Annotated in this window: 21 protein-coding genes; 9 read left to right on the top strand and 12 right to left on the bottom strand. The window is 51.2% G+C overall.

The window, feature by feature from the left end; all coding sequences use genetic code 11:
* Positions 1-6 precede the first annotated feature (6 nt).
* Complete coding sequence (locus CWC46_RS00275) at positions 7-903, top strand: LysR family transcriptional regulator (RefSeq protein ID WP_021014197.1); 897 nt, start codon at positions 7-9, stop codon at positions 901-903.
* Positions 904-930: 27 nt separating this feature from the next.
* On the opposite strand, the gene CWC46_RS00270 is transcribed toward CWC46_RS00275, so the two are convergent.
* From CWC46_RS00270 to CWC46_RS00240, 7 genes are all read right to left on the bottom strand, one after another.
* Positions 931-1512, bottom strand: coding sequence for an NAD(P)H-dependent oxidoreductase (locus CWC46_RS00270; protein ID WP_021014198.1), 582 nt, complete (start codon positions 1510-1512; stop codon positions 931-933).
* 258 nt (positions 1513-1770) lie between these two features.
* Positions 1771-2631: a ketose-bisphosphate aldolase gene (locus CWC46_RS00265; RefSeq protein ID WP_021014199.1), complete on the bottom strand. Its 861-nt coding sequence runs from the start codon at positions 2629-2631 to the stop codon at positions 1771-1773.
* Between the two features lie 93 nt (positions 2632-2724).
* Positions 2725-3576 carry a class II fructose-bisphosphate aldolase gene (locus CWC46_RS00260; protein WP_021014200.1) on the bottom strand — a complete coding sequence of 284 codons (852 nt, stop codon included), beginning with the start codon at positions 3574-3576 and terminating at the stop codon, positions 2725-2727.
* 12 nt (positions 3577-3588) lie between these two features.
* Positions 3589-4680 carry a PTS fructose transporter subunit IIC gene (locus CWC46_RS00255; RefSeq protein ID WP_021014201.1) on the bottom strand — a complete coding sequence of 364 codons (1092 nt, stop codon included), beginning with the start codon at positions 4678-4680 and terminating at the stop codon, positions 3589-3591.
* Positions 4681-4705: 25 nt separating this feature from the next.
* Positions 4706-5020: a PTS fructose transporter subunit IIB gene (locus tag CWC46_RS00250; protein WP_021014202.1), complete on the bottom strand. Its 315-nt coding sequence runs from the start codon at positions 5018-5020 to the stop codon at positions 4706-4708.
* Between the two features lie 13 nt (positions 5021-5033).
* Positions 5034-5513, bottom strand: a complete 480-nt coding sequence (locus CWC46_RS00245; protein WP_021014203.1) for a PTS sugar transporter subunit IIA — start codon at positions 5511-5513, stop codon at positions 5034-5036.
* 22 nt (positions 5514-5535) lie between these two features.
* Positions 5536-7113, bottom strand: coding sequence for a BglG family transcription antiterminator (locus CWC46_RS00240; RefSeq protein WP_021014204.1), 1578 nt, complete (start codon positions 7111-7113; stop codon positions 5536-5538).
* Positions 7114-7572: 459 nt separating this feature from the next.
* Between CWC46_RS00240 and parC the strand changes: the two genes are divergently transcribed.
* The 3 genes from parC to ftsP all read left to right on the top strand — a co-directional run bounded on the left by parC (position 7573) and on the right by ftsP (position 12308).
* Complete coding sequence (parC, locus tag CWC46_RS00235; RefSeq protein ID WP_021014205.1) at positions 7573-9846, top strand: DNA topoisomerase IV subunit A; 2274 nt, start codon at positions 7573-7575, stop codon at positions 9844-9846.
* Between the two features lie 186 nt (positions 9847-10032).
* Positions 10033-10770: a 1-acylglycerol-3-phosphate O-acyltransferase gene (locus CWC46_RS00230; RefSeq protein WP_021014206.1), complete on the top strand. Its 738-nt coding sequence runs from the start codon at positions 10033-10035 to the stop codon at positions 10768-10770.
* Positions 10771-10895: 125 nt separating this feature from the next.
* Positions 10896-12308 carry a cell division protein FtsP gene (ftsP, locus tag CWC46_RS00225; protein ID WP_021014207.1) on the top strand — a complete coding sequence of 471 codons (1413 nt, stop codon included), beginning with the start codon at positions 10896-10898 and terminating at the stop codon, positions 12306-12308.
* A gap of 163 nt (positions 12309-12471) precedes the next feature.
* Here ftsP and CWC46_RS00220 read toward each other — a convergent pair whose 3' ends face one another.
* The gene (locus tag CWC46_RS00220; RefSeq protein WP_021014208.1) at positions 12472-13395 is read right to left on the bottom strand and encodes a LysR family transcriptional regulator; all 924 of its coding nucleotides are present in this window, start codon (positions 13393-13395) and stop codon (positions 12472-12474) included.
* Between the two features lie 144 nt (positions 13396-13539).
* Between CWC46_RS00220 and CWC46_RS00215 the strand changes: the two genes are divergently transcribed.
* From CWC46_RS00215 to maiA, 4 genes are read left to right on the top strand one after another with little or no spacing between them, the layout of a single operon-like run.
* On the top strand, positions 13540-14913 hold the full coding sequence (locus CWC46_RS00215) for an MFS transporter (protein ID WP_021014209.1): 1374 nt from the start codon (positions 13540-13542) through the stop codon (positions 14911-14913).
* Positions 14914-14923: 10 nt separating this feature from the next.
* Positions 14924-15961: a gentisate 1,2-dioxygenase gene (gene gtdA, locus CWC46_RS00210; protein ID WP_021014210.1), complete on the top strand. Its 1038-nt coding sequence runs from the start codon at positions 14924-14926 to the stop codon at positions 15959-15961.
* 54 nt (positions 15962-16015) lie between these two features.
* Positions 16016-16717 carry a fumarylacetoacetate hydrolase family protein gene (locus CWC46_RS00205; RefSeq protein ID WP_021014211.1) on the top strand — a complete coding sequence of 234 codons (702 nt, stop codon included), beginning with the start codon at positions 16016-16018 and terminating at the stop codon, positions 16715-16717.
* A 22-nt stretch (positions 16718-16739) separates the two neighbouring features.
* Positions 16740-17384 carry a maleylacetoacetate isomerase gene (gene maiA / locus CWC46_RS00200; RefSeq protein WP_021014212.1) on the top strand — a complete coding sequence of 215 codons (645 nt, stop codon included), beginning with the start codon at positions 16740-16742 and terminating at the stop codon, positions 17382-17384.
* Between the two features lie 51 nt (positions 17385-17435).
* Here maiA and CWC46_RS00195 read toward each other — a convergent pair whose 3' ends face one another.
* Genes CWC46_RS00195 through CWC46_RS00185 form a run of 3 tightly spaced genes read right to left on the bottom strand, consistent with a single transcriptional unit; the run spans position 17436 to position 20826 of the window.
* Entirely contained in the window at positions 17436-18383 is a 948-nt protein-coding gene (locus tag CWC46_RS00195; protein ID WP_021014213.1) for a PfkB family carbohydrate kinase, read from the bottom strand.
* Positions 18380-19801: a purine-cytosine permease family protein gene (locus tag CWC46_RS00190; RefSeq protein WP_021014214.1), complete on the bottom strand. Its 1422-nt coding sequence runs from the start codon at positions 19799-19801 to the stop codon at positions 18380-18382. The genes CWC46_RS00195 and CWC46_RS00190 overlap by 4 nt, the downstream gene beginning before the upstream one ends.
* Positions 19747-20826 (bottom strand): ADP-ribosylglycohydrolase family protein, encoded by a 1080-nt coding sequence (locus CWC46_RS00185; protein WP_021014215.1) that lies wholly within the window; start codon positions 20824-20826, stop codon positions 19747-19749. Before CWC46_RS00185 ends, CWC46_RS00190 begins: the two co-directional genes overlap by 55 nt.
* 205 nt (positions 20827-21031) lie before the next feature.
* On the opposite strand from CWC46_RS00185, the gene CWC46_RS00180 reads away from it, so the two are divergent.
* The gene (locus CWC46_RS00180) at positions 21032-21769 is read left to right on the top strand and encodes a GntR family transcriptional regulator (protein WP_021014216.1); all 738 of its coding nucleotides are present in this window, start codon (positions 21032-21034) and stop codon (positions 21767-21769) included.
* 52 nt (positions 21770-21821) lie between these two features.
* Here CWC46_RS00180 and dkgA read toward each other — a convergent pair whose 3' ends face one another.
* Positions 21822-22649, bottom strand: a complete 828-nt coding sequence (gene dkgA, locus CWC46_RS00175) for a 2,5-didehydrogluconate reductase DkgA (protein ID WP_021014217.1) — start codon at positions 22647-22649, stop codon at positions 21822-21824.
* Positions 22650-22762 lie beyond the last annotated feature (113 nt).

Below are 22762 nucleotides of genomic sequence, written 5' to 3'. Positions count from 1 at the left end.
CCTACGATGAAAATCACGCTGGAAGAGATGCAGGCTTTTGTCGTGGTGGTGGATAGTGGTTCCATCACGGCGGCGGCTGAACAGTTAGGGCAAACGACGTCCGGCATCAGCCGTGCCTTGAGCCGTCTGGAACACAAACTGGATATCACATTGATCCACCGTACCACCCGGCGGCTTTCTCTGTCTGAAGAGGGGCAATTGTTTTTACAGCAGGCCCGTGATGTTATCCAGGCGGTAGAATATGCCGAAGAACAAATGGCACTGCGTCGTGAACAACCCAGTGGGCGGCTGCGAATTAATGCGGCCGCCTCGTTTATGCAGCATGTCATTGTGCCGTTGATCCCTGAGTTTCGTCGCCGTTACCCCCAAATTGTGCTGGAGCTGAATACCGATGATGTGATTATCGATCTGCTGGAACAGCACACCGATATCGCTATTCGCATTGGTACGCTGCGAGGCTCCAGCATTCATGCGCGCGCGTTGGGAGCCAGTCGGTTGCGAGTGCTGGCAAGCCCTGAATATCTGCGTCGCTGTGGCGTGCCAATGAGTGTGGATGCGTTGGCTAGCCATACTCTGTTGGGATTTACACAAATCGAATCGCTCAATCACTGGCCGTTACGTAGCGCTTCTGGTGATGTTTACCCGATCAGACCTGCACTGGCTGCGTCCAGTGGTGAGATGCTGCGCCTGCTGGCGCTGCGTGGCGAAGGTATCGTGCGACTCTCGGATTTTATGACGCAGGAGGATATCGCTGCGGGACATCTGGTCCAGATCCTTGAGGATGAAACGGTGGATATGCGTTTGCCGGTGAATGCCGTGTATTACCGTAATACCCAGCTGGCGGTGCGGATCGCCTGCTTTCTGGATTTTCTCAGTGAAAAAATCGCGCAACACCCACTATAGACACAGGGCAGGGTTGCGCGCTGGGCGTTAGGCCAGAATCTGTCCGAGGTGTTGACGGTAACGGATGATATCGCCAGCAACATCAGGCTGTTTCATCACATCATTACAGATAAAGGTGGGCAGTGGTGACATGCCGATGAACTGATTGGCTTTATGGAACGGTAAGTAAACGCCGTCAACCCCTACACCGTGAAAGAACTGATCTGGGTCGGTAAACGCTTCCAACGGGGCATTCCAGGTCAGGGAAAGCATATAGTGTTTCCCCTGTAACAAACCGCCAGAACCGTACTTTTTGCCATCGTCGGAGCGGGTTCGTCCATCGCTGGCGTAGAGTGAACCGTGGCCTGCCGTGAAGACTTCATCAATATATTTTTTCAGGATCCAGGGCTCGCCCATCCACCAGGCTGGCATCTGATAAATCACCGCATTAGCCCACAGGTAATTCTGAACTTCCTGTTGAATATCGTAGCCGTTATCGACGGTTGTGATCCGAACGTTATGACCACTGTCGCGCAGGAACGTCGCCGCAGTATCGGTCAGGGTATTATTGAGTGCGCCTTTGGAGTGGGCAAACGCTTTGCCCGCGTTAATCAATAGAATGTTATGCATGACAGATTATCTCGCCGGTAATCATGATGATATTGAAGATGGGTGTAGTCTACTCAGCATGACAGGTGAGAAAAATGTGCGATTGCGCACAACACTGTTGACTAAATAACAATAATGCGAAAATGGATAAACACGCCAGTCATACAAACTGCTGACTCATCAAATAGTAAGCATTTAGCATCGATGTATATCAGTTGGATCATAGTGACAGGGAGTGTCGTCACTCCCTGTCTGTATTGTGACTATCTGTTTGTCGTATCAATATAAACTGGCTTTACCGGTAGAACCGAATAGCGCCATTTTATAGCGAATGACTTCTTTGGCCGCCTTGATGGGTTCCGGGTAAATGGCATTGGGATCCCACCAGGTTTCACGGCTGAGGATTTCACGTGCTTTTTTAAAATAGGCATACTTCATATCGCTGGAGATGTTTATCTTACCCACGCCGAGTGTCACGGCTTCGGCGATCTCCTCATCCGGATTGGCGGAGCCGCCATGTAATACCAGCGGGATTGACACGCGTTGCGAAATATCCCGCAGGATGTGCATTTGTAGCTCTGGCTTCAGGTCTTTCGGGTAAATGCCGTGCGCCGTACCGATCGCCACTGCCAGCGTATCAACACCTGTTCGGTTGACGAAATCCTCCGCCTGTTCAGGTTCGGTATAGATGACTTTACTGACGCCGCCTTCTATTGTGGTGCCGGTATCGCCAATCGTCCCCAACTCTCCCTCAACGGAAACGCCGACGGCATGCGCCAGTTTGACCACTTCGGTGGTCAGCGCCACGTTCTCTTCATAAGGCAGCAGCGAACCGTCGATCATGACGGAGGTAAACCCACACTGAATGGCCCGCTGTACATGCGCAATAGACGCGCCGTGGTCGAGGTGAATCACAAAGGGCACTGGGCTGCGCAAGGTTCTTTCCCGTACATAGGCGAAGAACGTATCGGTAACAAATTCCAGTTCACTGGGATGAATGGAAATAATGGCGGGTGTATTGGTTGATTCAGCTTCTTCCACCACGGCACGGATAAAGCAGCTATCGGCGACGTTGAATGCGCCGATGGCAAAGCGATGTTCGCGGGTGGGTTTCAATATTTCGTGCATGGAAATCAACATGTTTTGTCTCCCTGTGTTGGATGATAGGTAAAGCTTTTCCGCATCAGTGAGGCATCACTGATGTGTCTTACATAAAACGGGTATGGTCAGGCGTTATGCTTTATTCGACGCGCCGGACCAACTGAGATACTCACAAACCACGTCTCGGCAGGCGGATTCCATCCTGGTCAGCACATCAACCAGTTCGGTTTCAGGATGCTGTTGTAATGTCTGCTGTAGCATCGTTTTCCCTGCTTCAAAGACCGCCGCACCAACATTGATTTTGGCAACGCCATGGCGACTCACCCGGCGGATATCATCCGCCTTGGTGCCGCTGCCGCCGTGCAACGCCAGTGGCACTGTCGATGCCTGATGCAGGGCTTCAAGGCGTTCAAAGTCAATTTGTGGTATCACGCCGGGGGGATAAATTCCATGGGCGGTGCCTACCGACACGGCGAGCAGATCAATGCCGGTCTGACGGATAAAGGGGATGACATCTTCCACCTGCGTCATCTTCACGGCGGCATCATCCCGGTCATACACTGGTGCGTCGGCGATATGTCCGAGTTCCCCTTCTACGCAGACCCCGGCGGTAATCGCCATTTGCACTACCTGATGCGTCTGACGAATATTTTCCGCCAGCGGAAGGCTGGATGCATCGATCATCAGGCCAGTAAACCCGGCTCGAAATGACTGGCCGATCAGATCGAACGCTGTACCGTGATCCAGGCTCAGCGCGATCGGAACGGCAGCTTGCTGCGCCAGTGCACGAACCAGCGGCACGGCAAGATGCGGTGGGAAATGCTGGCAGTGTCCTTGGTAGACATTGAGAATCAGCGGAGCCTGTTGCTGTTCGGCGGCAGCAATAGCGGCCCGGGCGGTCTCAAGGTTGAAACAGTTGATGGCGAGCACGGCATACTGCTGTTGATACGCGTCATCAATGATGGCTTTCATTGAGGCATACATGGTGGCTCCTGTTTACTCGAGGGTGAATTTAATGTCTTCATCACGGACGCTGGTATCTTCAACATCGTCGAACTCTTCATCTTCCTGAGTGACGCGTTTCTTGAGCAGCGATAGCATCACGCCGCAAATGACCGTACCGATGCCTAATGCCAGGCAAAACATCAGCGGTTTGGTAAATAGCGGGACGACGAACATACCGCCGTGCGGCACCGGCGCTTCTACGCCCCAGACCATGATCAGCCCACCAGCAATCGCCGAAGCAACCACGCAACTGGCAACGACCCGGAATAAATCGCGGGCAGCAATCGGGATCACGCCTTCAGTGATCATGCAGATACCCATGGGGAACGCGGCTTTTAGCGCCTCTTTCTCTGCTCGGGTGTATTTATAACGGGTCAGCAGGAAGGAGAGTGTGATGCCAAATGGCGGGATAATGGAACCGACAAACTTGACGGCTTCCGGGCCATAAACACCATCCACCAACATGCCGTCGGCGAACAGTGACATGGTTTTGTTCACCGGCCCACCGAAGTCGAAAGTCGCCATGGCTCCCAGAATAGCCCCCATCAGGAACTTCGAGCCGCCTTGCATGGATTCAAGCAAATGAATCAGCGCTTTCTGTAGCCAGACGATAGGTTGGCCGATAAATGTCATCATCAGTAAGCCGGCGATAATGGTACTGAGCAGCGGCAGGATCATGATGGGCATCAGCCCCTGCATAGAGGCCGGAAGTTTGATATAGCGACGCAGCAGAAGCACCACGTAACCGACCAAAAAACCGCCGAGAATACCGCCAATAAAGCCAGTTTGAATCTGACCGCAGATGAAACCCACAATCAGGCCGGGAGCGAAGCCTGGGCGGTCAGCGATCGAATAGGCAATCGCAGCGCTTATCAGCGGAACGATCAAACCCATACCCCAGCCGCCAATCTGGTTTAACATCCAGGCAATGGTGCCTGTTTTCTCTGCGACACTGGGGCCGCCAATCACCTGCCCGAGGGCGATACAGATCCCGGCGGCGACAATCAGTGGAATCATCCAGGAAATACCCGTAAGGAGATGCCGTTTTATTTCCTGGCCAAGTGTATTATTTTTGCCGTTCATAATATTTTCCCCGAAGAATGGTTATTCAGGCACGTGCTAAAGAGCCGGCGACTTTTTCCAGAAACTTGACTGGAGATTTAATGACAATTTCCGTTTTTACCCGGACGATAGGTTTCCCTTTAAATCTTTCTTCCCCTTTTATTTTGATATCGACAGCCAGAATAACGACATCGGCTGTGGCTATTTCATCCGGCGTTAATTCATTTTCTGTACCAATAGTGCCTTGTGTTTCTACTCTGATAGCGTAATTCAAGGCTTTGGCGCCTTTAATAAGTTTCTCACGCGCGATATAGGTATGCGCGATACCTGCCGTACAAGCGGCAACACAAACAATATTCATTTTGAGCCTCGTCTTATGTAGGGTTTACAAGGTCTGTTTCTGCATACTGACTGAACAGTTGGATAATTTTATGGGGATCGGACTCGTCTAACAGTTGAGCAATCACCTCATCGTCGGCCAGCGCACTGGCAACCTGAGACAGCAGGCGAATGTGTGTCGTGTTCTGATCTTCCAGACGCACGGCGAAGAGGATAATGCAGCGGACGTGGCTACCATCCAGTGTTTCCCAGGGAATATCCCGAAGTGTGCGACCAATGGCTAACGTAGTTTGTTTCACCGCCGCTGATTTTCCATGCGGAATAGCAATATGATTTTCAAAACCAGTGGAACCTTCAGCCTCGCGTAACCAGACATCATGAATAAAATCCTGTTTACTGCTTATGGCGCCATCGGCATATAACAGATCAGTTAATTCATTAATAACTTCATCTTTATTCGTTGCGGTCATGGCCAACTTTACACGATTGGCATTGAGTATTTTGTTGATATCCATTAATCACACCTCATAAATAAAATTAAGAAAATGAATGATCGGCCGTGGGAGATTGATGAACGGCCTGATGCAATTTATTGGCGATGACTTTTTTTGTTACGCGCTTAATATCATCGTCATTAAAAAAGGCGGATACATAGACAATGGGTATCTGCTGTTCTTCCAGGTGAATGGTGGAAATAATCAGTTCAACATTTTCCTGCTGGCAAAAGGTCACCATATTACTGGCTGAAACAACACCGACAATAATCCAGTCAGGAAATGCTCTTAGAATACGGCTCTTCAGCAGATGCGATGTGCCGACTCCGCTGGAACAGACCACCAGGATACGCTTATGGGCAATCTTCTGTTCTAACGTTGCCTGAAAGTGGATTGTCAGATAACCAATTTCATCTTCGGTAATGGGTGCCAGCTGGAATTTATTACAAACCTCATTCATTGCTTGATGAGTAATTTGGTAAATATCCTGAAACTCATTTTTGATATCTTCTAATAAAGGATTTCGGATATGAATGTGATATTTTAATCGGTTAAGCAGCGGTTTAATGTGAATAAGCAGTCCTTCATGCAATATATTGTCGTCACGTAAATCAAAGTGGACCAGGTTAGAAAATTCATGAATAAGTGTGCCAGTTATCTGACGTGATTCTTCGTTGGAGAATTGGTAACGAAGAAGCTGATTATCCTCCCGCTCTTCCATAACAATGCCGGAAGAAATGATATATTGATAAATAAACCAGACTTCATCGGAAGGTAAACGGTTATTGACGCGCTGTTCTATCCTGCTTACCATTTTTTTCGCAATAGAAAATATACGATTGTCAACCTGCTGATGAATATGATCTTCATCCATCATTAACGCTTTTCCCTGCGCGATACGGTGCATCATAATCAAAGTATGGGTGAAGATATTGATGTAATAAGGTTCACCAAGCGTATAGGAAAGCTGTTGTTCCATTTCCTGCAACAGTGTTTGCACAAAACCGACATCGTCTTCACCGAAATGGTTTGTCAGCGCTTTATAGCTGCCGGGATCGAGGCGAGAATGGTTAAGGTGACCGGGCTCTTTGTGCTGCATGACATCGTTGATTAACGAGACCATCGCTTGTCGCACACTGCTTTCACTGCCTTCAATATGCGTGCCGCTCTGGCTGCGAACCAGTGTTAATCCCAACGGTTGTAACCAGCTTTCGATGATTTTGAGATCGTTAACGATCGACGCACTACTGATAAAATAACGTTCTGACAGTTTATTGATCGACGTCTCATGGGGGGTGTCGCTCAACAGTTGTGATGCGATTTTTATCCGTCTGGCGTTGTTAATCAACGCGTCGGTATCGCCGTCATCTACAACAATCTGCTGTTCCAGCAATGTTAAACCCCGATCATCATCGGAAGTCAGCATGATTCCTGCACCGACCTTTTTGTCTGGATGAATATTCCAGACAGAAAGGAAGGTTTCAACAAATTGCATATCGCGATAGACGGTCTTTTCTGACACATCCAGGTAATGTGCAATATTTTTAACTGTTACATACTCTTGATGCTGTAACAGATATTTCAATAATCGGTTCTGGCGCGAGGTAAGTGGCTGCATCATATTACCCTTATGTTGAGTTTCAGATTTTCTGATGCTTATAGTCGATTAGTTTCTTTAACTTATTTCCTTTACGGTTATTTTTAGTCGGTATTATTTCAGGTAATTCTGTAATGATTAATCTAGTTGCGATAGTAAATCACGACAATACTAAATTCTGTCCATAAGATGAGACAAAATTAAAACATTGCTTTCAGTATCCGTTAATTGAGAACGTGATCACATTATTCGCCAAAATAAATAATTGTGACCTTATCCACATATTAATTATTACTTACATAATGACGAGTAAATAAGCATGTTGTTGCTATTTAGCGAATGACAGACTTGTTTTCCACCGCCAGTGTCCTGTTCCCTGTGACACAACATCACCAGATAAGGTACTATCCTCTCCAAACATACCGCTGTGTGGCGTGTCGGAAAGTTCAATAATCACGCCGCGATGTGAGGAAAATAAGATAAATGAGTGAGATAACTCATGACGGCGTAGAAAGCCTTGCGCTGCATACGTTTACTGAAAATGCGTATCTGAACTACTCCATGTACGTCATCATGGATCGGGCATTACCCTTTATCGGCGATGGTTTGAAACCCGTACAGCGCCGTATCGTCTACGCTATGTCGGAGCTGGGCCTGAATGCCAGTGCCAAATTCAAGAAGTCCGCTCGTACGGTGGGGGATGTATTGGGGAAATACCATCCGCATGGCGACAGCGCCTGTTATGAGGCGATGGTATTAATGGCTCAACCGTTCTCTTACCGTTATCCGTTAGTGGATGGACAGGGAAACTGGGGGGCGCCGGACGATCCGAAGTCTTTTGCCGCCATGCGTTATACCGAATCCCGGTTGTCCAAATATGCCGAAGTGCTACTGGGCGAGCTGGGACAAGGCACCGTCGATTATTCCCCGAACTTTGACGGCACCCTGCAGGAGCCCAGAATGTTACCGGCTCGTCTGCCGAATATTCTGTTGAATGGCACGACGGGTATTGCGGTGGGTATGGCAACGGATATTCCCCCGCATAACATCCGTGAGATTGCCGCCGCCGCCGTAGCGTTGATTGATAATCCGCACGCCACGCTGGATGTACTGTTGCAGCATGTCCAGGGGCCGGATTTCCCGACTGAGGCGGAAATCATTACGCCACGTGACGAACTGTGCAAAATGTATGAAACCGGGCGTGGTTCGGTACGGATGCGTGCGGTCTGGAAACAAGAGGACAACAGTGTAGTCATTACCGCCTTACCGCATCAGGTGTCCGGGGCCAAGGTGCTAGAGCAGATCGCCAGTCAGATGCGGGCTAAAAAGTTGCCGATGGTCGACGATTTGCGCGATGAATCTGACCATGAAAACCCGACGCGTCTGGTGCTGGTGCCGCGTTCCAACCGTGTCGACCTGGAACAGGTGATGAATCATCTGTTCGCTACCACCGATTTGGAAAAAAGCTACCGTATCAATATGAATATGATTGGTCTGGATAGCCGGCCCAGTGTGAAAGGGCTGCTGGAAATCCTGACCGAGTGGTTGACTTTCCGTCGTGAAACTGTGCGCCGTCGTCTTGATTACCGGCTGGAAAAGGTGCTGAAGCGCCTGCATATTCTGGAAGGTTTGCTGATTGCGTTCCTAAATATTGATGATGTTATTCATATCGTCCGTACCGAAGATGAACCGAAGCCGGTATTGATGCGCCAGTTCAGTCTGAGTGAAATACAGGCTGAAGCGATACTGGAATTGAAATTGCGTCACCTGGCCAAGCTGGAAGAGATGAAAATCCGTGGTGAACAAAGCGATCTGGCCAAGGAACGCGATCATCTACAGGCGCTACTGGCGTCTGAACGGAAATTGAATAACCTGCTGAAAAAAGAGATTCAGTCTGATGCTCTGGCTTATGGCGACGAACGCCGTTCACCACTGTGTAAGCGCGGTGAAGCCAAGGCGATGAGCGAGCATGACCTGACCCCTTCAGAGCCGGTAACGATTGTGCTTTCCGAAATGGGGTGGGTACGCAGCGCCAAAGGACATGATATCGATCCTTCCGGGCTGAGCTACAAGGCTGGAGACAGTTTCCGTGCCGCCGCACGCGGCAAGAGCAACCAGCCGGTGGTCTTTATTGATTCCACCGGACGCAGTTATGCTCTCGACCCACTGACGATGCCATCGGCACGTGGACAAGGCGAACCGCTGACTGGCAAGCTGATGTTGCCACCGGGTGCCTCCATCGAACAGGTATTGATGGCGGCTGATGATCAGCGGATGTTATTGGCTTCGGATGCCGGCTATGGTTTTGTTTGTACCTTTAATGATCTGGTCGCGCGTAACCGTGTGGGTAAAGCGGTGTTGGCGCTACCGGAAAACGCGAAGGTATTGTCACCGTTGGAAACTCATCGTGATGATGATCTGCTGCTGACCATTACTGAAGCAGGGCGGATGTTATTGTTCCCGGTATCTGATTTGCCGCAATTGTCGAAAGGAAAGGGTAACAAGATCATTGCTATCCCGGCCGCGCAGGCGGCCAGTGGTGTGGATAAAATCAACTGGTTGTTTATCCTCACACCGCAGTCATCCGTTACAATGTATGTCGGTAAACGTAAGCTCAACCTGCATCCGGAAGATTTGCAGAAATATCACGCCAGCCGGGGTTGCAAGGGAACGCTGTTACCACGTGGATTGCAGCGGGTGGATCGGATAGACGTGGATACGCCTGAAACGCCCAGTGACGGCAACAGTGAAGAGTGATTGTACCGGCAACGTGGAGTCAGGCGGGGGAAATAAAGTCGTGTTTTATCACCTCTTCTGTTTCTTCTTTTGGTGTCTTTCTCCTTATTTTCCGGCTGGAAGATAAGGTGTTTTAGGTCGAAGGATCACCGTGTTTTTATCGTGAAACCGCTGTATTAGCGGTGGCAGTTGGCTAATGAGGTTGTTATGTTATTCATTCTCCGGTTCCTGGTGGTGATGGTTTTTTCCATATTGGTCAGTGTTTTTGGTTCTGTTTACTGCCTGTTCAGCCCTAGAAATCCTCGTCATGTATCAACATTCGGCCGTCTTTTCGGGCGATTGTCTGTGGTTTTAGGCCTGAAAGTGGAACTGAGGGTGCCAGAAGCGGCATCGCATTACGGTAAATGCATTTACATTGCCAATCATCAGAATAATTACGATATGGTCACGGCGGCGAGTGTGGTGCAGCCACGTACTGTAACCGTCGGTAAGAAAAGTATACTGTGGATACCTTTTTTTGGGCCGCTTTACTGGCTGACCGGTAACCTGCTAATTGAGCGGGAAAACCGGACTAAAGCCCACGGCACGATCACCCAGGTGGTCAAACATATCAAAGAGCACAATATTTCTATCTGGATGTTTCCGGAAGGTACTCGCAGTCGAGGTCGTGGTTTGCTGCCGTTTAAAACCGGCGCTTTTCATGCGGCAATTGCCGCCGGGGTGCCAGTGGTGCCGATTTGTATTTCCACTACCAGCAATAAGATCAAACTCAATCGCTGGAACAATGGCCATGTGATCGTTGAAATACTGCCACCGGTTGATACCAGCACTTATACTAAAGATCAAGCGCGCAAACTGGCAGCCTATTGCCATGATTTGATGGCAGCGAAACTGGTACAACTGGATGCCGAAGTGGCAGAACGCGAAGCAGCAGAGAAACGTTAAATCTGAATAATATTGTCACTTTTTTAACCATGACAGTTGTTATGTCATGGAGGTAGTGTTGTCACTATTTTCTTCCTTAGGGAAGTGATGCATTTGCATACGGTTAATAGGTTTTCGGAGTCACTATGTCATTGAGCCGGCGTCGATTTTTGCAGGCTTCAGGTATCGCATTCTGCGCTGGGACCGTGTCATTAGCGGCCAGGGCCAATAGTACACAAAACGCATTACCTATTCCGCCATTGATTGAATCCCGGCGAGGACAACCGGTATTTTTGACGCTGCAGCAGGCGCACTGGTCATTTAGCGGCGGCAGGAAAGCCTTGGTCTGGGGAATCAATGGCAGATATCTGGGGCCAACAGTCCGGGTATTCAGTAATGACGATGTGAAGCTGATATACACTAACCATCTGCCAGAACCGGTAGCCATGACCGTCAGTGGTTTACAGGTACCCGGTTCACTGATGGGCGGAGCAGGGCGTATCATTCCGCCTGGTATGAATTGGTATCCAGTGATGCCCATTCGTCAGGCAGCGTCAAGCTGCTGGTATCACGCCAACACACCGAATCGGATGGCTCCGCATGTTTATAACGGTCTGGCGGGACTCTGGCTGGTGGAAGACCGCTACAGCAAGGCGTTGCCGATTCCCAATCATTACGGCCTGGATGATTTCCCGCTGATTATTCAGGATAAGCGGCTGGATAACTTTGGTGCGCCGATTTATGACTCACCCCGTCATGGCGGATTTCTCGGTGACATTTTGCTCGTCAATGGGGTTCAGAATCCGTTTATTGAGGTTTCCCGTGGTTGGGTGCGTTTGCGACTGCTGAATGCGTCGAATGCTCGTCGCTATGTGATGCGTATGAGTGATGGTCGTCCAATGCACCTTGTCGCTAATGATCAGGGTTTTTTACCCACACCTGTCACGTTAAACCAGATCTCATTGTCTCCTGGCGAACGGCGGGAAATCCTGATTGATCTGTCTCAGGGTGAGGAAGTGACACTGATTACCGGAGAATCCGCCGGGATTATGGATCGCCTGCATGGATTGTTTGAACCATCCAATATTTTGATTTCCAATCAGATTTTAACATTGAAACCGACGGGGCTACTGTCGTTGGTGGCAGATAGCCTGCCATTGCATCTGATAGCTGATAATGTGGTTGAAGGGAATATCAGTCGTACCCGTGAGTTCAGTTTAGGTGACACCCTACCGGGTATCAATGGTGCCATGTGGGATATGACTCGTGTGGATGTTCAGACTCAAGTAGGGCTATGTGAACGCTGGCTGGTCCATGCCGACAAACCGCAGCCGTTTCATATTCAAGGCGTTATGTTTCAGGTCCGCAGTGTTAATGGCGGCAGAGTTCCGCCGGAAGACAGTGGCTGGAAAGATACAGTGTGGGTGGATACGGATGTCGAACTGCTGGTCTATTTCAACCAGGATTCATCAGCGCAATTCCCATTTCTCTATTACAGCCAGATACTTGAAATGGCTGATCGTGGTTCCACCGGACAACTGGTGGTACGGGATAACTGACATATCCGGCTGGCCTCGTTTGGGAAATGAGGCCGGTTTTTAAATCAACAGTCTAATCGCCAGGATTCCGGTTTGTTCGTGAATATGGTGGTTCTGGTTTCAACATGGTTTCCTCATCGTATCGTCATGAGCACCGGAGACATTAGTGCTGAAGTTAACTGCCCTAATTACGGTCATCACCAGCGGTGGCGAGCAGGTGTGTCAGAAACCGTTGCAGCACGCCGGAAGGCGTTTCGCGTTTGCGCCAGAACACACCGACGCTGCCTTTCTGCTCAATGCGTGGCAGGGGTAAAATCGCCAGTTGCCCTTGTGCCTCGTAACGTCGTGCCAGCCGCCAGGAGAGGATCGATACCATTTCACTGGCCTGTACCATGTTGAGGGTGACGCTCATGGATGAACACTCCAGGTAATCATCCGGCAACATGGCGCCATGCTCCACCAACGCATTGTCGATACTCACCCGGATAGGCGTACCCGTCGGCCAGACAACCCATCGATAGCTAAGTAATTCATGCCAACTGATGCTGTTTCGCTGCACCAACGGATGATTCCGCCCACTGACGAAGCAGATGGGTTCGGTATACAGCACCCGATAATTCAGTGGCAACTCCAGTGCCCGGCCGCCAACACGTCCCACTGCAACATCGATCTTGCCGGAGAGCAGACTTTGCAGCAGCGGTGTCATCACGTTTTCCACTACATGTAGCCGTAACGTCGGGTAGTCTGCCGTTAGTGGCAAAAGCGCCATGGCGACGCAATCTGTCGCCACCGGGGAGCAACCGACGATCAGGCTGCCCTGAGACCCCTGTTTAAACTGCTCAATATCGACACGAGAGCGTTCCAGATCATTGAGGATACGCCGTGCGTGTTCCAGCATCAGCCGCCCGCCTGCGGAGGGACGCAGCCCTTTACTGTGGCGTTCGAACAATGTCAGGCCGATCTCCTCCTCTAATGCGCTGAGCCATTTTGATAAGGCCGGCTGAGTGATATTCATCATCGTGGCGACCTGCGAGAGGTTGCCTTGATCGCCGATACACACCAGCAGCCGCAGATGATGCACCTTCAGTTTTTGGGTCCAGTCACTCACGGGTATAACCTCCAGGTTATAGGTCGGGCGGAAATACCATTATCTTTTCACATCATCGCGCAGCATAGTATTCACAATTCCGCAACATAACTCACAAAAACAACAATAACCACATCCTCAACCCTACAATCGCGAGGCTAAAAGATGAATAAACCGCGTAGCATGACAATTCAGGAAGTCATTGATGCGGCACCTGTGTCCGCCTTTCAGTGGCGGGTACTGGTCTGTTGCTTTCTGGTCGTCACTCTGGACGGATTCGACACCGCAGCCATCGGTTTTATCGCACCAGCCATTCGGCAGGAATGGCAGCTTGATGCGGCGCGCCTGGCGCCACTCTTCGGTGCAGGGCTGTTCGGCCTGATGTTGGGCGCTCTGCTGTTCGGGCCATTGGCAGATCGCTTTGGCCGCAAGAACGTCATGTGGCTGAGTGTGGCGTTTTTTGGTCTGATGGGCGTGTTTTCCGCCTTTGCACCTGACATGACCACATTAACGTTGCTGCGCTTTCTCACCGGGCTTGGCCTGGGGGGCGCCATGCCCAACGCCATTACGTTGACCTCGGAATTCGTGCCTGCCCGCCGTCGTGCCGGGTTGGTTACACTCATGTTCTGCGGTTTTACGCTTGGTTCGGCACTCGGCGGCGTGGTTAGCGCCCAGTGGATCCCGGTGCTTGGCTGGCAGGGTATTTTGATTCTCGGCGGCGCCTTACCGCTGGCGCTGAGCCTGGTGTTGCTGTGGCTCCTTCCGGAGTCGCCGCGTTATCGCGTGTTACGCGGCAAACAGCCGGAGAAAGTGGCTGAGGTGCTACATAACATCACGGGAAAAGACTACCACGACGTGACATTTCGGCTGGACGAAAACAAGGCCGTAACACACAGCGGAAAAAACGCCGTCACCGCGCTGTTCGCGCTGGGCATTCTCCCAGTCACGCTCTTGCTGTGGTGTGTGTTTTTTATGAGCATGCTGATCATTTACTCCCTGTCGAGCTGGCTACCGACCATGCTGAATAGCGGCGGTATTGATCTCCAGCATGCAGCCTGGGTGACCACTGCATTTCAGATTGGCGGCACCGCAGGCGCTTTGTTGATCGGCCAGCTAATGGATCGCTTCAATCCTTACTGGACACTGGCGATCAGTTACGCCCTGGGAGCGGGATTCATTGTCCTGATCAGCACCAGTGAAGGATCGCTGTGGGCAATGTCTCTGGCGGTACTGGGCACCGGTATCGGCATCAGTGGATCGCAGGTTGGGCTGAACGCGTTATCCGCGTCGCTGTACCCCACTCACTGCCGCGCTACTGGTGTGAGTTGGTCGAACGCTATGGGACGTTGTGGTGCCATCATTGGATCGCTCAGCGGTGGAATGTTGCTGGCCTGGCAGATTTCTTTCCACGTGATGCTCTTGGTGATGGCCCTACCAGCCCTAACGGCCGCTATCGCCCTGATCATGTTGTGGATGTACGGACGACGCACAGCGTTCGCTGTTAACACCGCGCAAGTCTCCGCGCTCAGTAAATCATAAGGAGTCTGACATGTACGAAATTAATACTACAGCCACTGATCGTCGGGAACATTTTTATCAGGGAATCTCCGGGCTGAACCTGTCACCGCTCTGGGAATCGCTGCATCGACTGGTACCGCAAACGCCACATACACCCACGGTGCCTGCCTTGTGGAACTATCAGCAGGTACGTCCTTTCCTGATGAAAAGCGGCGAACTCATTGGCGCGAAAGAAGCGGTTCGCCGAGTGCTGGTTCTGGAAAACCCGGCGCTGCGAGGCAAGTCATCGATCACCTCATCCTTGTACGCCGGGTTGCAGTTGATTATGCCGGGCGAAGTCGCGCCGAGTCACCGCCATACCCAGTCTGCACTGCGTTTCATCGTGGAAGGCCAGGGGGCTTTCACCGCCGTGGACGGTGAGCGCACCATGATGCATCCAGGTGATTTTATCCTGACCCCGCAGTGGTGCTGGCACGACCATGGTAATCCCGGCAACGAACCGGTGGTATGGCTCGATGGTCTCGATCTGCCGCTGGTCAATTTCCTGGGCTGCGGTTTCGCCGAAAATTATCCGGAAGACCAGCAGCCGGTAATCCGCCCGATGGGGGACTACCTACCGCGCTATGCCGCCAACATGTTGCCGGTACGCTATCAGTCAGGAAATTCATCACCCATTTTCAACTATCGCTATGACCGCAGCCGCGATGCGCTGGAGCAACTCAGCCGCAATGGAGACCCGGACGAATGCGAAGGTTTCAAGCTACGTTATATCAACCCCGCCAACGGCGGCCATCCGATGCCGACCATGGCGACTTTCATGCAACTGCTGCCGCACGGGCTGACGACACAACCTATCCGCGCCACCGATAGCACCATTTATCACGTGGTGGAGGGGGAAGGCCGGATCACCATCGGCCAGGAGCAATTCATTTTCGCGCCGAAAGATATCTTCGTGGTGCCTTCCTGGATACCCCTCAGTATTGAAAGTCTGGCGGATACCGTGCTGTTCAGTTTTTCCGACCGCCCGGTACAGGAAGCCCTGGGGCTATTTCGTGAAAAACGTGGCTGATGCGCTATTTACGTGCATTTACTTGAATGATTGATGTTTTTTAAGGAGTTCGTTATGAGTCAGTATGTTTTTTCGCCTGCTCCACAGGTTGCTATCCCCATTGTCGGCAGCGACACCCTGTTTCCAGTGCGCAGGGTCTACTGCGTCGGGCGTAACTACGCCGCACATGCCCGGGAGATGGGGTTCGATCCTGATCGTGAACCGCCGTTCTTTTTCTGCAAACCGTCCGATGCGGTCGTCCCGGTCTTGGAGGGCGAAACGCTGATGCTGGATTACCCGGCGCAGACCGACAATTACCACTACGAAATCGAGCTGGTGGTAGCCATTGGTAAAGGTGGAAAAGACATCCCGGTAACAGAAGCGCTGAGCTATGTTTACGGCTACGCCACTGGGCTGGACATGACCCGTCGCGATCGTCAGATAGATATGCGCAAGATGGGCCGCCCTTGGGAAATTGGCAAAGCATTTGACCGTTCCGCCCCCATCGGGCCGGTGCATCCGGTGGCGGGTTGCCCAAACATTGAGCAGGCGGCGATCTGGTTGCAAGTCAATGGTGAAGATCGGCAACGCAGCGGTGTGAACTTCCTGATCTGGTCGGTCGCGGAAACCATCAGCTATCTGTCCGCCTTTTTTGAACTGCAACCCGGCGACTTGATTTACACCGGCACGCCGGAAGGTGTAGGGCCGGTGGTCAAAGGCGACACAATCACTTGTGGCGTTGAAGGGTTGACCGAACTGACTGTGGCTATTCGCTAAAGGCACATAAAAGGATGAAATCATGAAGTTATTCACCTTTTTCAACAGTTCGGCATCTTACCGCGTCCGCATTGCGCTGGCGTTAAAAGGCATTCGCTACGATGCTGTGGGCGTTAACATCCGTAACGGCGAGCAGTATCACGATGATTATCTGGCGCTAAATCCAATGGGCGTCGTGCCGGCCTTGATTACCGACAGCGGGCAGCAGATAGGCCAGTCACTGGCTATTATTGACTATCTTGATCGTCGTTATCCGGAGCCTCGTTTGATACCGGATGATGAACAGCAACGGGCGCAGGTGTTGGAGATTGCCTTCGCCATTGCTTGCGATATCCATCCGGTCAACAACATGCGCATCCTGCACTATCTGGGCGACGAGCTGGATGTGTCTGAAACGGAAAAAAAACGGTGGTATGCTCACTGGGTCAAACAAGGTCTCGGAGCGGTGGAACGCTTGTTGGAACGGGGAGATGCTGGCGACTACTGCGTCGGTGGGCGCGTTACACTGGCTGACTGTTGCCTGATTCCACAGTGGGCCAATGCCAAACGCATGGGATGCGACCTGTCTGCTTATCCATACTGCCAGCGGATTTATCAGCACTGCACCGCGCTACCAGCGTTTATTGCCGCCGTACCCGAGAGGCAGGCTGACGTCATCCCTGCATAAGTGGGGGATGACTCTCCTCGTTTTCACGGGGAGAGTCATCGCGGTCCGTTGTTATCTGCCAGGGTTAGTGTGAACGTCAGGGAAACGCTGCTGTAATTCTTTCCAATCTGGCGCTCCTGCGGCCCCCTGGCTGGCAACCACACAGGCCGCGACACGATTTGCCAAATCAACCGCATCATGTAATGACCAGTCGGCTGCCAGACCAGCGAGCAGGCCGCCACAGTGGGCATCGCCTGCACCAATGGTATCGACTACATCAACTTTATAGGCTGGCACTTCCTGAGCGGCAGCGTCGGGAGGACAAATCCAGGCTCCGGCCTTATCCAGACGGCAAATCAGCCACAGTCTGTTTTGTTTCGCGTAATGGGATGCCTGTGCGACGGTATCACCCTCGCCACACAGGTAGCGAGTTTCATCCCGGTTTAACGTCAACAGCGTATTTGTGCCGGGTAATGCCTGAAAGAATGTGGCAGGAATATCCGCGATCCGCGGGCCAGGATCGATCACTTTGCGTTGCGGTTGGTTCAGCAGCCATTCACGCAGGGCGGCACCGGTTTCTCCGGCAAGTTCATAGCCGCTGGCATAGATCAGCGCATTTTCTGGCGGTGAGAGCAGTTGCAGTAATTCTGGTGTCCAGATGGACTCGCAACCGGTAATGGACACAAACGCGCGGTCATTACCATCTCGCTCCGCCAGTGCCAGGCACCAGCCGTTGTCTTTTTCCTGATTGCGTAATAAAACGGGGAGGCCGAGTTTAGTCATGGCCTGCTCGACCATCTGCCCCCAGTGGCCGTTGCCGACAGGCATGCCGTTAATCACGGGAACCTGTAACTGACAGAGAGCTCTGGTGACGTTAAACGCACAGCCACCGACTTGTCGTCCACCATCTTCAGCTTCAATATCCTCACCACTGAACGGCAGACGTTCCACCGATAACACCATGTCGCATACGGCACCACCGATAGCCACTACGGGCACTTTTGCCTGAAAAATACTCATAGTTGTTTTTCCTGTGGCTTAATCATCAGAAATAACGCGTAAGTCACCAGGCTGATACCAAAAGAGATAAAAATGCCGAGACTGGAGCTGGCAAAAATGCCTTTTGCCAGTGGGCCATCAATGAATCCGGTTTTGGTGACCATTAATCCGCTCAGAGCACCTAACGCCCAGCAGAACAGCGGTACCCAGCGGACGCCCTGATTTTTACCGTCCAAACCGAACAGTGCCGCAGTGTTATAGCCGTGGTGCTGACGCAACCAGAGGTAATCCAGAATGAACATCGCCGCCCAGGCTGCCAGAAAGACGCCGCAAAAAATCAGAAACGAGATGAATGGTGTCAGAAAGTCGCCGGAAACAAACAGGACGTAAATAGACACACCCAACATCAGGATGGCGTCTATTGCTACGGCGACAGATTGAGGCACTTTGATACCAATTGTCAGCAGGTTGAGACTGGCGGAGTAAAGGCTCAGTACTGCAATGGTCACAATCCCGGCAGTGGCGGCCAGCAGATAGGGAACGGACATCCAGGGTGGCAGCACGGTACCAATCAACGCGATGGGATTTGCAGAACTGGCCAGATCCGGCAACTGTGAGGACAGAAGAATACCGGCCAGCATCAGAAGTACCAGTGGCAGACAAGCCCCACCTACCACGGCATAAAAGAGGTGGTTGCGTGAGGTAGTGGGACTTTGATAGCGGCTGTAGTCGGCACCAGCGATGGTCCAGCCTATACCTGTGCCGGCGGCAATCACCGAAACTGCCGGTAAAAAACCGGTCAGCCAATTGCCGGAAGGCATACTTAACACCTGAGCCCAGGGGGTGTCGAATAAAATATAAACCGCCACAATCAAGGTCATGGTGCCAAAGATCTTGCTAAACCAGCTTTGCATCATGAACAGCGTATTCTGGCCTAGCAGACTGACGATAATCGTCAGACCGGCAAACAGCAGCAGGCATACGGTAGTTAGCGTCGTACTGGCGCTAAATCCCAACGCTTCAAAGAGTGCCGCCAGTGTCATGGTACCGGTAATGACATTCACCGCTTCCCAACCGATAAGGTTAAACCAGCTAAAGGCGGTGGGAGCGATGTTGCCTTGCAGACCAAAAATGGTACGAGAGAGGGTCAGGGTAGAAGTACGACCGGTTTGGCCGGCAAAAGAGGTATAACCGACCAGGGAAAAGCTGGCAACGCCGACCACTGCCGCCAACACTGATTGAATAAAGGACAAGCCAAACGAGACGATGATAGCACCATAAACAATACCGAGGATGCCGATGTTAGCTGCGCACCAGATCCAGAAAAGTTGCATTGGGCTACCGGTGCGTTCTACCTCCGGCACCAGGTCAATACCGGTATTTTCTACTTTCCATGTTTTGTTTTGCTGGTATGTATCTTGTTGCTGGATTTCACCCATGTTGGCGTACTCCTTTTCAGCCTGAGCTCAGAGAGAATAGCGGCAAGGGGGATGAAATCAACCGAGTTGGCCTGATTGATTGTAGAGATCCATGCCGCAGGAAAAGCACTGATACCGTGCAACGCGCCACAAATAGCGGTTGCCATGGCACCTATCGTATCCGTATCACCACCAAGATTGGCGGCTAATATGGCACAGCGCTGGGGGATGGTTGCGGCGAGTTCGACAATGGCCAGTGCCATTGGCACTGATTCCAGAGTATCCATACCTGCACCCAGCGTATCATAAAGCTCTGATAGTGCCAGGGGATCGGGTAAGTCTCGAAGGTTCTCTACAAACGTGAGTGCCTGCATAATTCGGCGGCCCAATTGCGGGCAAAAAGTGGTGATGTGTTGCTGCTGAACTTCTTCCGTGAGTACAGGTAATTCAGCCTTTATTTCTTCCCAACTGGCACCTTCAATGGCACGGCTGATTGCCCAGGCAATGGCAAAAGCACCTGCAACAGCGATATCCGATTTGTGGGTAGGGCTGGATGCCTGTCGTACCGCGTCAATAAATGCCATTTTATCGGTGGTTGCCATCAGGCAGCCTACTGGCGCGATACGCATGGCCGCACCATTGGTTACACCATTGGCAACGATGTCATGAACGGAAATACCCGTTCGGATAGCGTTTAATGCGGCCTTGGAGCTGGGACCCAGCACATTTTTTTCAAACGCGTTGATGTGGTCGGCCCAAGACAAAATATGTCTGGCAATGCGCTCGGGCTCGACCTCACCATTGGCTTCAATAACAGCATTTAATAACGCAATGGCTTGCTGTGTATCGTCTGTATATTCGCCGGCAACAAATCCCTTCGCGGCGATGTTTTCATCAGGACCGGGCAGGAAATCGCTAATCCAGCCAAAATGGTGGCGGACCTTTTCCTGCGGCCATAGTTCTGATGGCATCCCCATCGCGTCACCCACAGCTTGCCCATACAAGCAGCCGAGGATGGCGTCGTGAGGATTTCTCTTTACGGTCATGAAATGACACCTGGTGTTGGCTCTGATACCTGATTCCTGTTTTTAAATGTACAAAAAGCACTCGACAATAGCAAGTCCAATTTAATGCCTTTATAATGCCAATATAAAGCCTAAAGACTTTGTTATTGTCTACTGGCACATTCAATGGGTTGTGATTCACAATAAATAATGATGTCGGATTTACTGCGATAACCATAAGGCAACTATGCAAGCGCTTTTGACCAAAGTACGGGGAATATTGGAGCAGCCATCGTCGGCTCCCCGTTATATGCAGTTGGCTGCTGCTCTGGAGCTGTGCATTGGCCAATACAATAATCTTTCCGGGCAGTTTTTGCCGCCGGAGCGACAGATTGTCCAGTCACTGGGGCTTTCACGTGTAACGGTTTCCCGTTCACTGGCATTACTGGAAGAAAAAGGGCTGATTGTGCGGCAGCAGGGAGTGGGCACTCGTATTACTCAGCAATTAGATTATTCACTGAATAAAGAGGACGTGGGATTTACTGCGCAGGTACAGCAACGCGGTGGTATCGCCGGTAATATCTGGCTGGAACGTACCCAATTGCCCATTCCTTCAGCGTTGATAGCAGAAATGAAACTGTCGGCTGGTGCAATGGTAACCAAGCTACGCCGGGTGCGTCTGCTCAATGACGAACCCATATCGTTGGAGACGGTATGGATCCCGCAAAAGTGGTTATCGCACCCCGAAGAAGTGGAACTTTCACTGTATCAATATTGGGCGGATCGCAATATTTTCCCACAAAACAAACGTTATCGGCTGCGAGCAGTGAGCTGCATGCCCGAGATTGCCGAACACCTGGGCGTTTTGGCAGGCACGCCACTGCTGTTAAGCCGTCAGCATACTTATAACGCTCATGGTGATCTGTTGGAATACTGCGAAATTTATTGCCGTAGTGATATCTACGAGTTTCAGGTGTCAGAATAAACTCCATCCACCAGCGACATGGCTGGTGGATGTTTGGTTTTGATAGCAGATGTTATTGACGTGGTGCATCAGGATCAGGGCCTAATCGTTTACCGCAGTCCAGCTTGGCAATTTCACTCAGCTCTTCTTTATCCAGACGAAAATCGAATACATCGAAATTTTCCTGGATACGGGTAGGTGTGACTGATTTTGGAATAACGACAAAGCCATTATCCAGATGCCAGCGGATAACAATCTGCGCTGGTGTTTTGCCATATTTTATGGCCAGCGTGCGAATAATCGGCTGATCAAAAACCCCTTCACCACCTTGAGCCAGCGGACTCCAGGATTCGGTCTGGATATGGTGAGTGGCATTCCAGGTATTGAGGGGACGTTGCTGCATCAGCGGGTGCAACTCTATCTGGTTGATAACCGGTAAAATGCCTGTTTCATCTTTCAGTCGTTGCAAGTGGTGGGGATGGAAGTTACTGACGCCAATGCTTTTGGCCAGTCCCTGTTCTTGTAGCTTGATGAGCCCTCGCCAGGCGTCAGCGTAGCTATCCTGCTGAGGTAACGGCCAGTGAATCAGATAAAGATCGACGTAATCCAGCTGTAGTTTGCGCAGACTCTCTTCCAACGCTTTTTGCGTATGTTTCTGATCAGCATTCCACAGTTTGGTGGTAATAAACACCTGTTCCCGGGGGAGATTTGCCGCCTTTAAGGCCTGACCGACACCCTCTTCATTCTTGTAAATGGCGGCGGTATCAATCGCCCGATAACCGGTTTTCAGGGCTTCAGTAACCGCAGTCATGGTCTCTTCATTACTGGCCCGCCAGACACCTAGCCCCAATTGCGGCATAAGGTTTCCGTCGGCCAGCTTGATCATCGGGTGCATCGTCATGTCACTCTCCTTTTCCGATGGTTTAATCGCAGTTATCTGCGCTTAAACGACGTTATTGATACTGAACCGGCAACATGTCCGTCATTATGGTGTTCTGCCGTTCAGTCAAGAAA

The organism is Prodigiosinella confusarubida (assembly GCF_002847015.1).
Classification (GTDB): domain Bacteria; phylum Pseudomonadota; class Gammaproteobacteria; order Enterobacterales; family Enterobacteriaceae; genus Prodigiosinella; species Prodigiosinella aquatilis.
The sequence above is the reverse complement of the archived record's forward strand: the minus strand, read 5'-3'. Positions and strand labels throughout refer to the sequence as shown.

What these genes read in the sequence shown, in the direction of transcription:
- CWC46_RS00275 (WP_021014197.1), top strand. Translation starts at nt 7, where the DNA reads ATGAAAATCACGCTGGAAGAGATGCAGGCTTTTGTCGTGGTGGTGGAT.
- CWC46_RS00270 (WP_021014198.1), bottom strand. Translation starts at nt 1,512, where the DNA reads ATGCATAACATTCTATTGATTAACGCGGGCAAAGCGTTTGCCCACTCC.
- CWC46_RS00265 (WP_021014199.1), bottom strand. Translation starts at nt 2,631, where the DNA reads ATGTTGATTTCCATGCACGAAATATTGAAACCCACCCGCGAACATCGC.
- CWC46_RS00260 (WP_021014200.1), bottom strand. Translation starts at nt 3,576, where the DNA reads ATGTATGCCTCAATGAAAGCCATCATTGATGACGCGTATCAACAGCAG.
- CWC46_RS00255 (WP_021014201.1), bottom strand. Translation starts at nt 4,680, where the DNA reads ATGAACGGCAAAAATAATACACTTGGCCAGGAAATAAAACGGCATCTC.
- CWC46_RS00250 (WP_021014202.1), bottom strand. Translation starts at nt 5,020, where the DNA reads ATGAATATTGTTTGTGTTGCCGCTTGTACGGCAGGTATCGCGCATACC.
- CWC46_RS00245 (WP_021014203.1), bottom strand. Translation starts at nt 5,513, where the DNA reads ATGGATATCAACAAAATACTCAATGCCAATCGTGTAAAGTTGGCCATG.
- CWC46_RS00240 (WP_021014204.1), bottom strand. Translation starts at nt 7,113, where the DNA reads ATGATGCAGCCACTTACCTCGCGCCAGAACCGATTATTGAAATATCTG.
- parC (WP_021014205.1), top strand. Translation starts at nt 7,573, where the DNA reads ATGAGTGAGATAACTCATGACGGCGTAGAAAGCCTTGCGCTGCATACG.
- CWC46_RS00230 (WP_021014206.1), top strand. Translation starts at nt 10,033, where the DNA reads ATGTTATTCATTCTCCGGTTCCTGGTGGTGATGGTTTTTTCCATATTG.
- ftsP (WP_021014207.1), top strand. Translation starts at nt 10,896, where the DNA reads ATGTCATTGAGCCGGCGTCGATTTTTGCAGGCTTCAGGTATCGCATTC.
- CWC46_RS00215 (WP_021014209.1), top strand. Translation starts at nt 13,540, where the DNA reads ATGAATAAACCGCGTAGCATGACAATTCAGGAAGTCATTGATGCGGCA.
- gtdA (WP_021014210.1), top strand. Translation starts at nt 14,924, where the DNA reads ATGTACGAAATTAATACTACAGCCACTGATCGTCGGGAACATTTTTAT.
- CWC46_RS00205 (WP_021014211.1), top strand. Translation starts at nt 16,016, where the DNA reads ATGAGTCAGTATGTTTTTTCGCCTGCTCCACAGGTTGCTATCCCCATT.
- maiA (WP_021014212.1), top strand. Translation starts at nt 16,740, where the DNA reads ATGAAGTTATTCACCTTTTTCAACAGTTCGGCATCTTACCGCGTCCGC.
- CWC46_RS00195 (WP_021014213.1), bottom strand. Translation starts at nt 18,383, where the DNA reads ATGAGTATTTTTCAGGCAAAAGTGCCCGTAGTGGCTATCGGTGGTGCC.
- CWC46_RS00190 (WP_021014214.1), bottom strand. Translation starts at nt 19,801, where the DNA reads ATGGGTGAAATCCAGCAACAAGATACATACCAGCAAAACAAAACATGG.
- CWC46_RS00185 (WP_021014215.1), bottom strand. Translation starts at nt 20,826, where the DNA reads ATGACCGTAAAGAGAAATCCTCACGACGCCATCCTCGGCTGCTTGTAT.
- CWC46_RS00180 (WP_021014216.1), top strand. Translation starts at nt 21,032, where the DNA reads ATGCAAGCGCTTTTGACCAAAGTACGGGGAATATTGGAGCAGCCATCG.
- dkgA (WP_021014217.1), bottom strand. Translation starts at nt 22,649, where the DNA reads ATGACGATGCACCCGATGATCAAGCTGGCCGACGGAAACCTTATGCCG.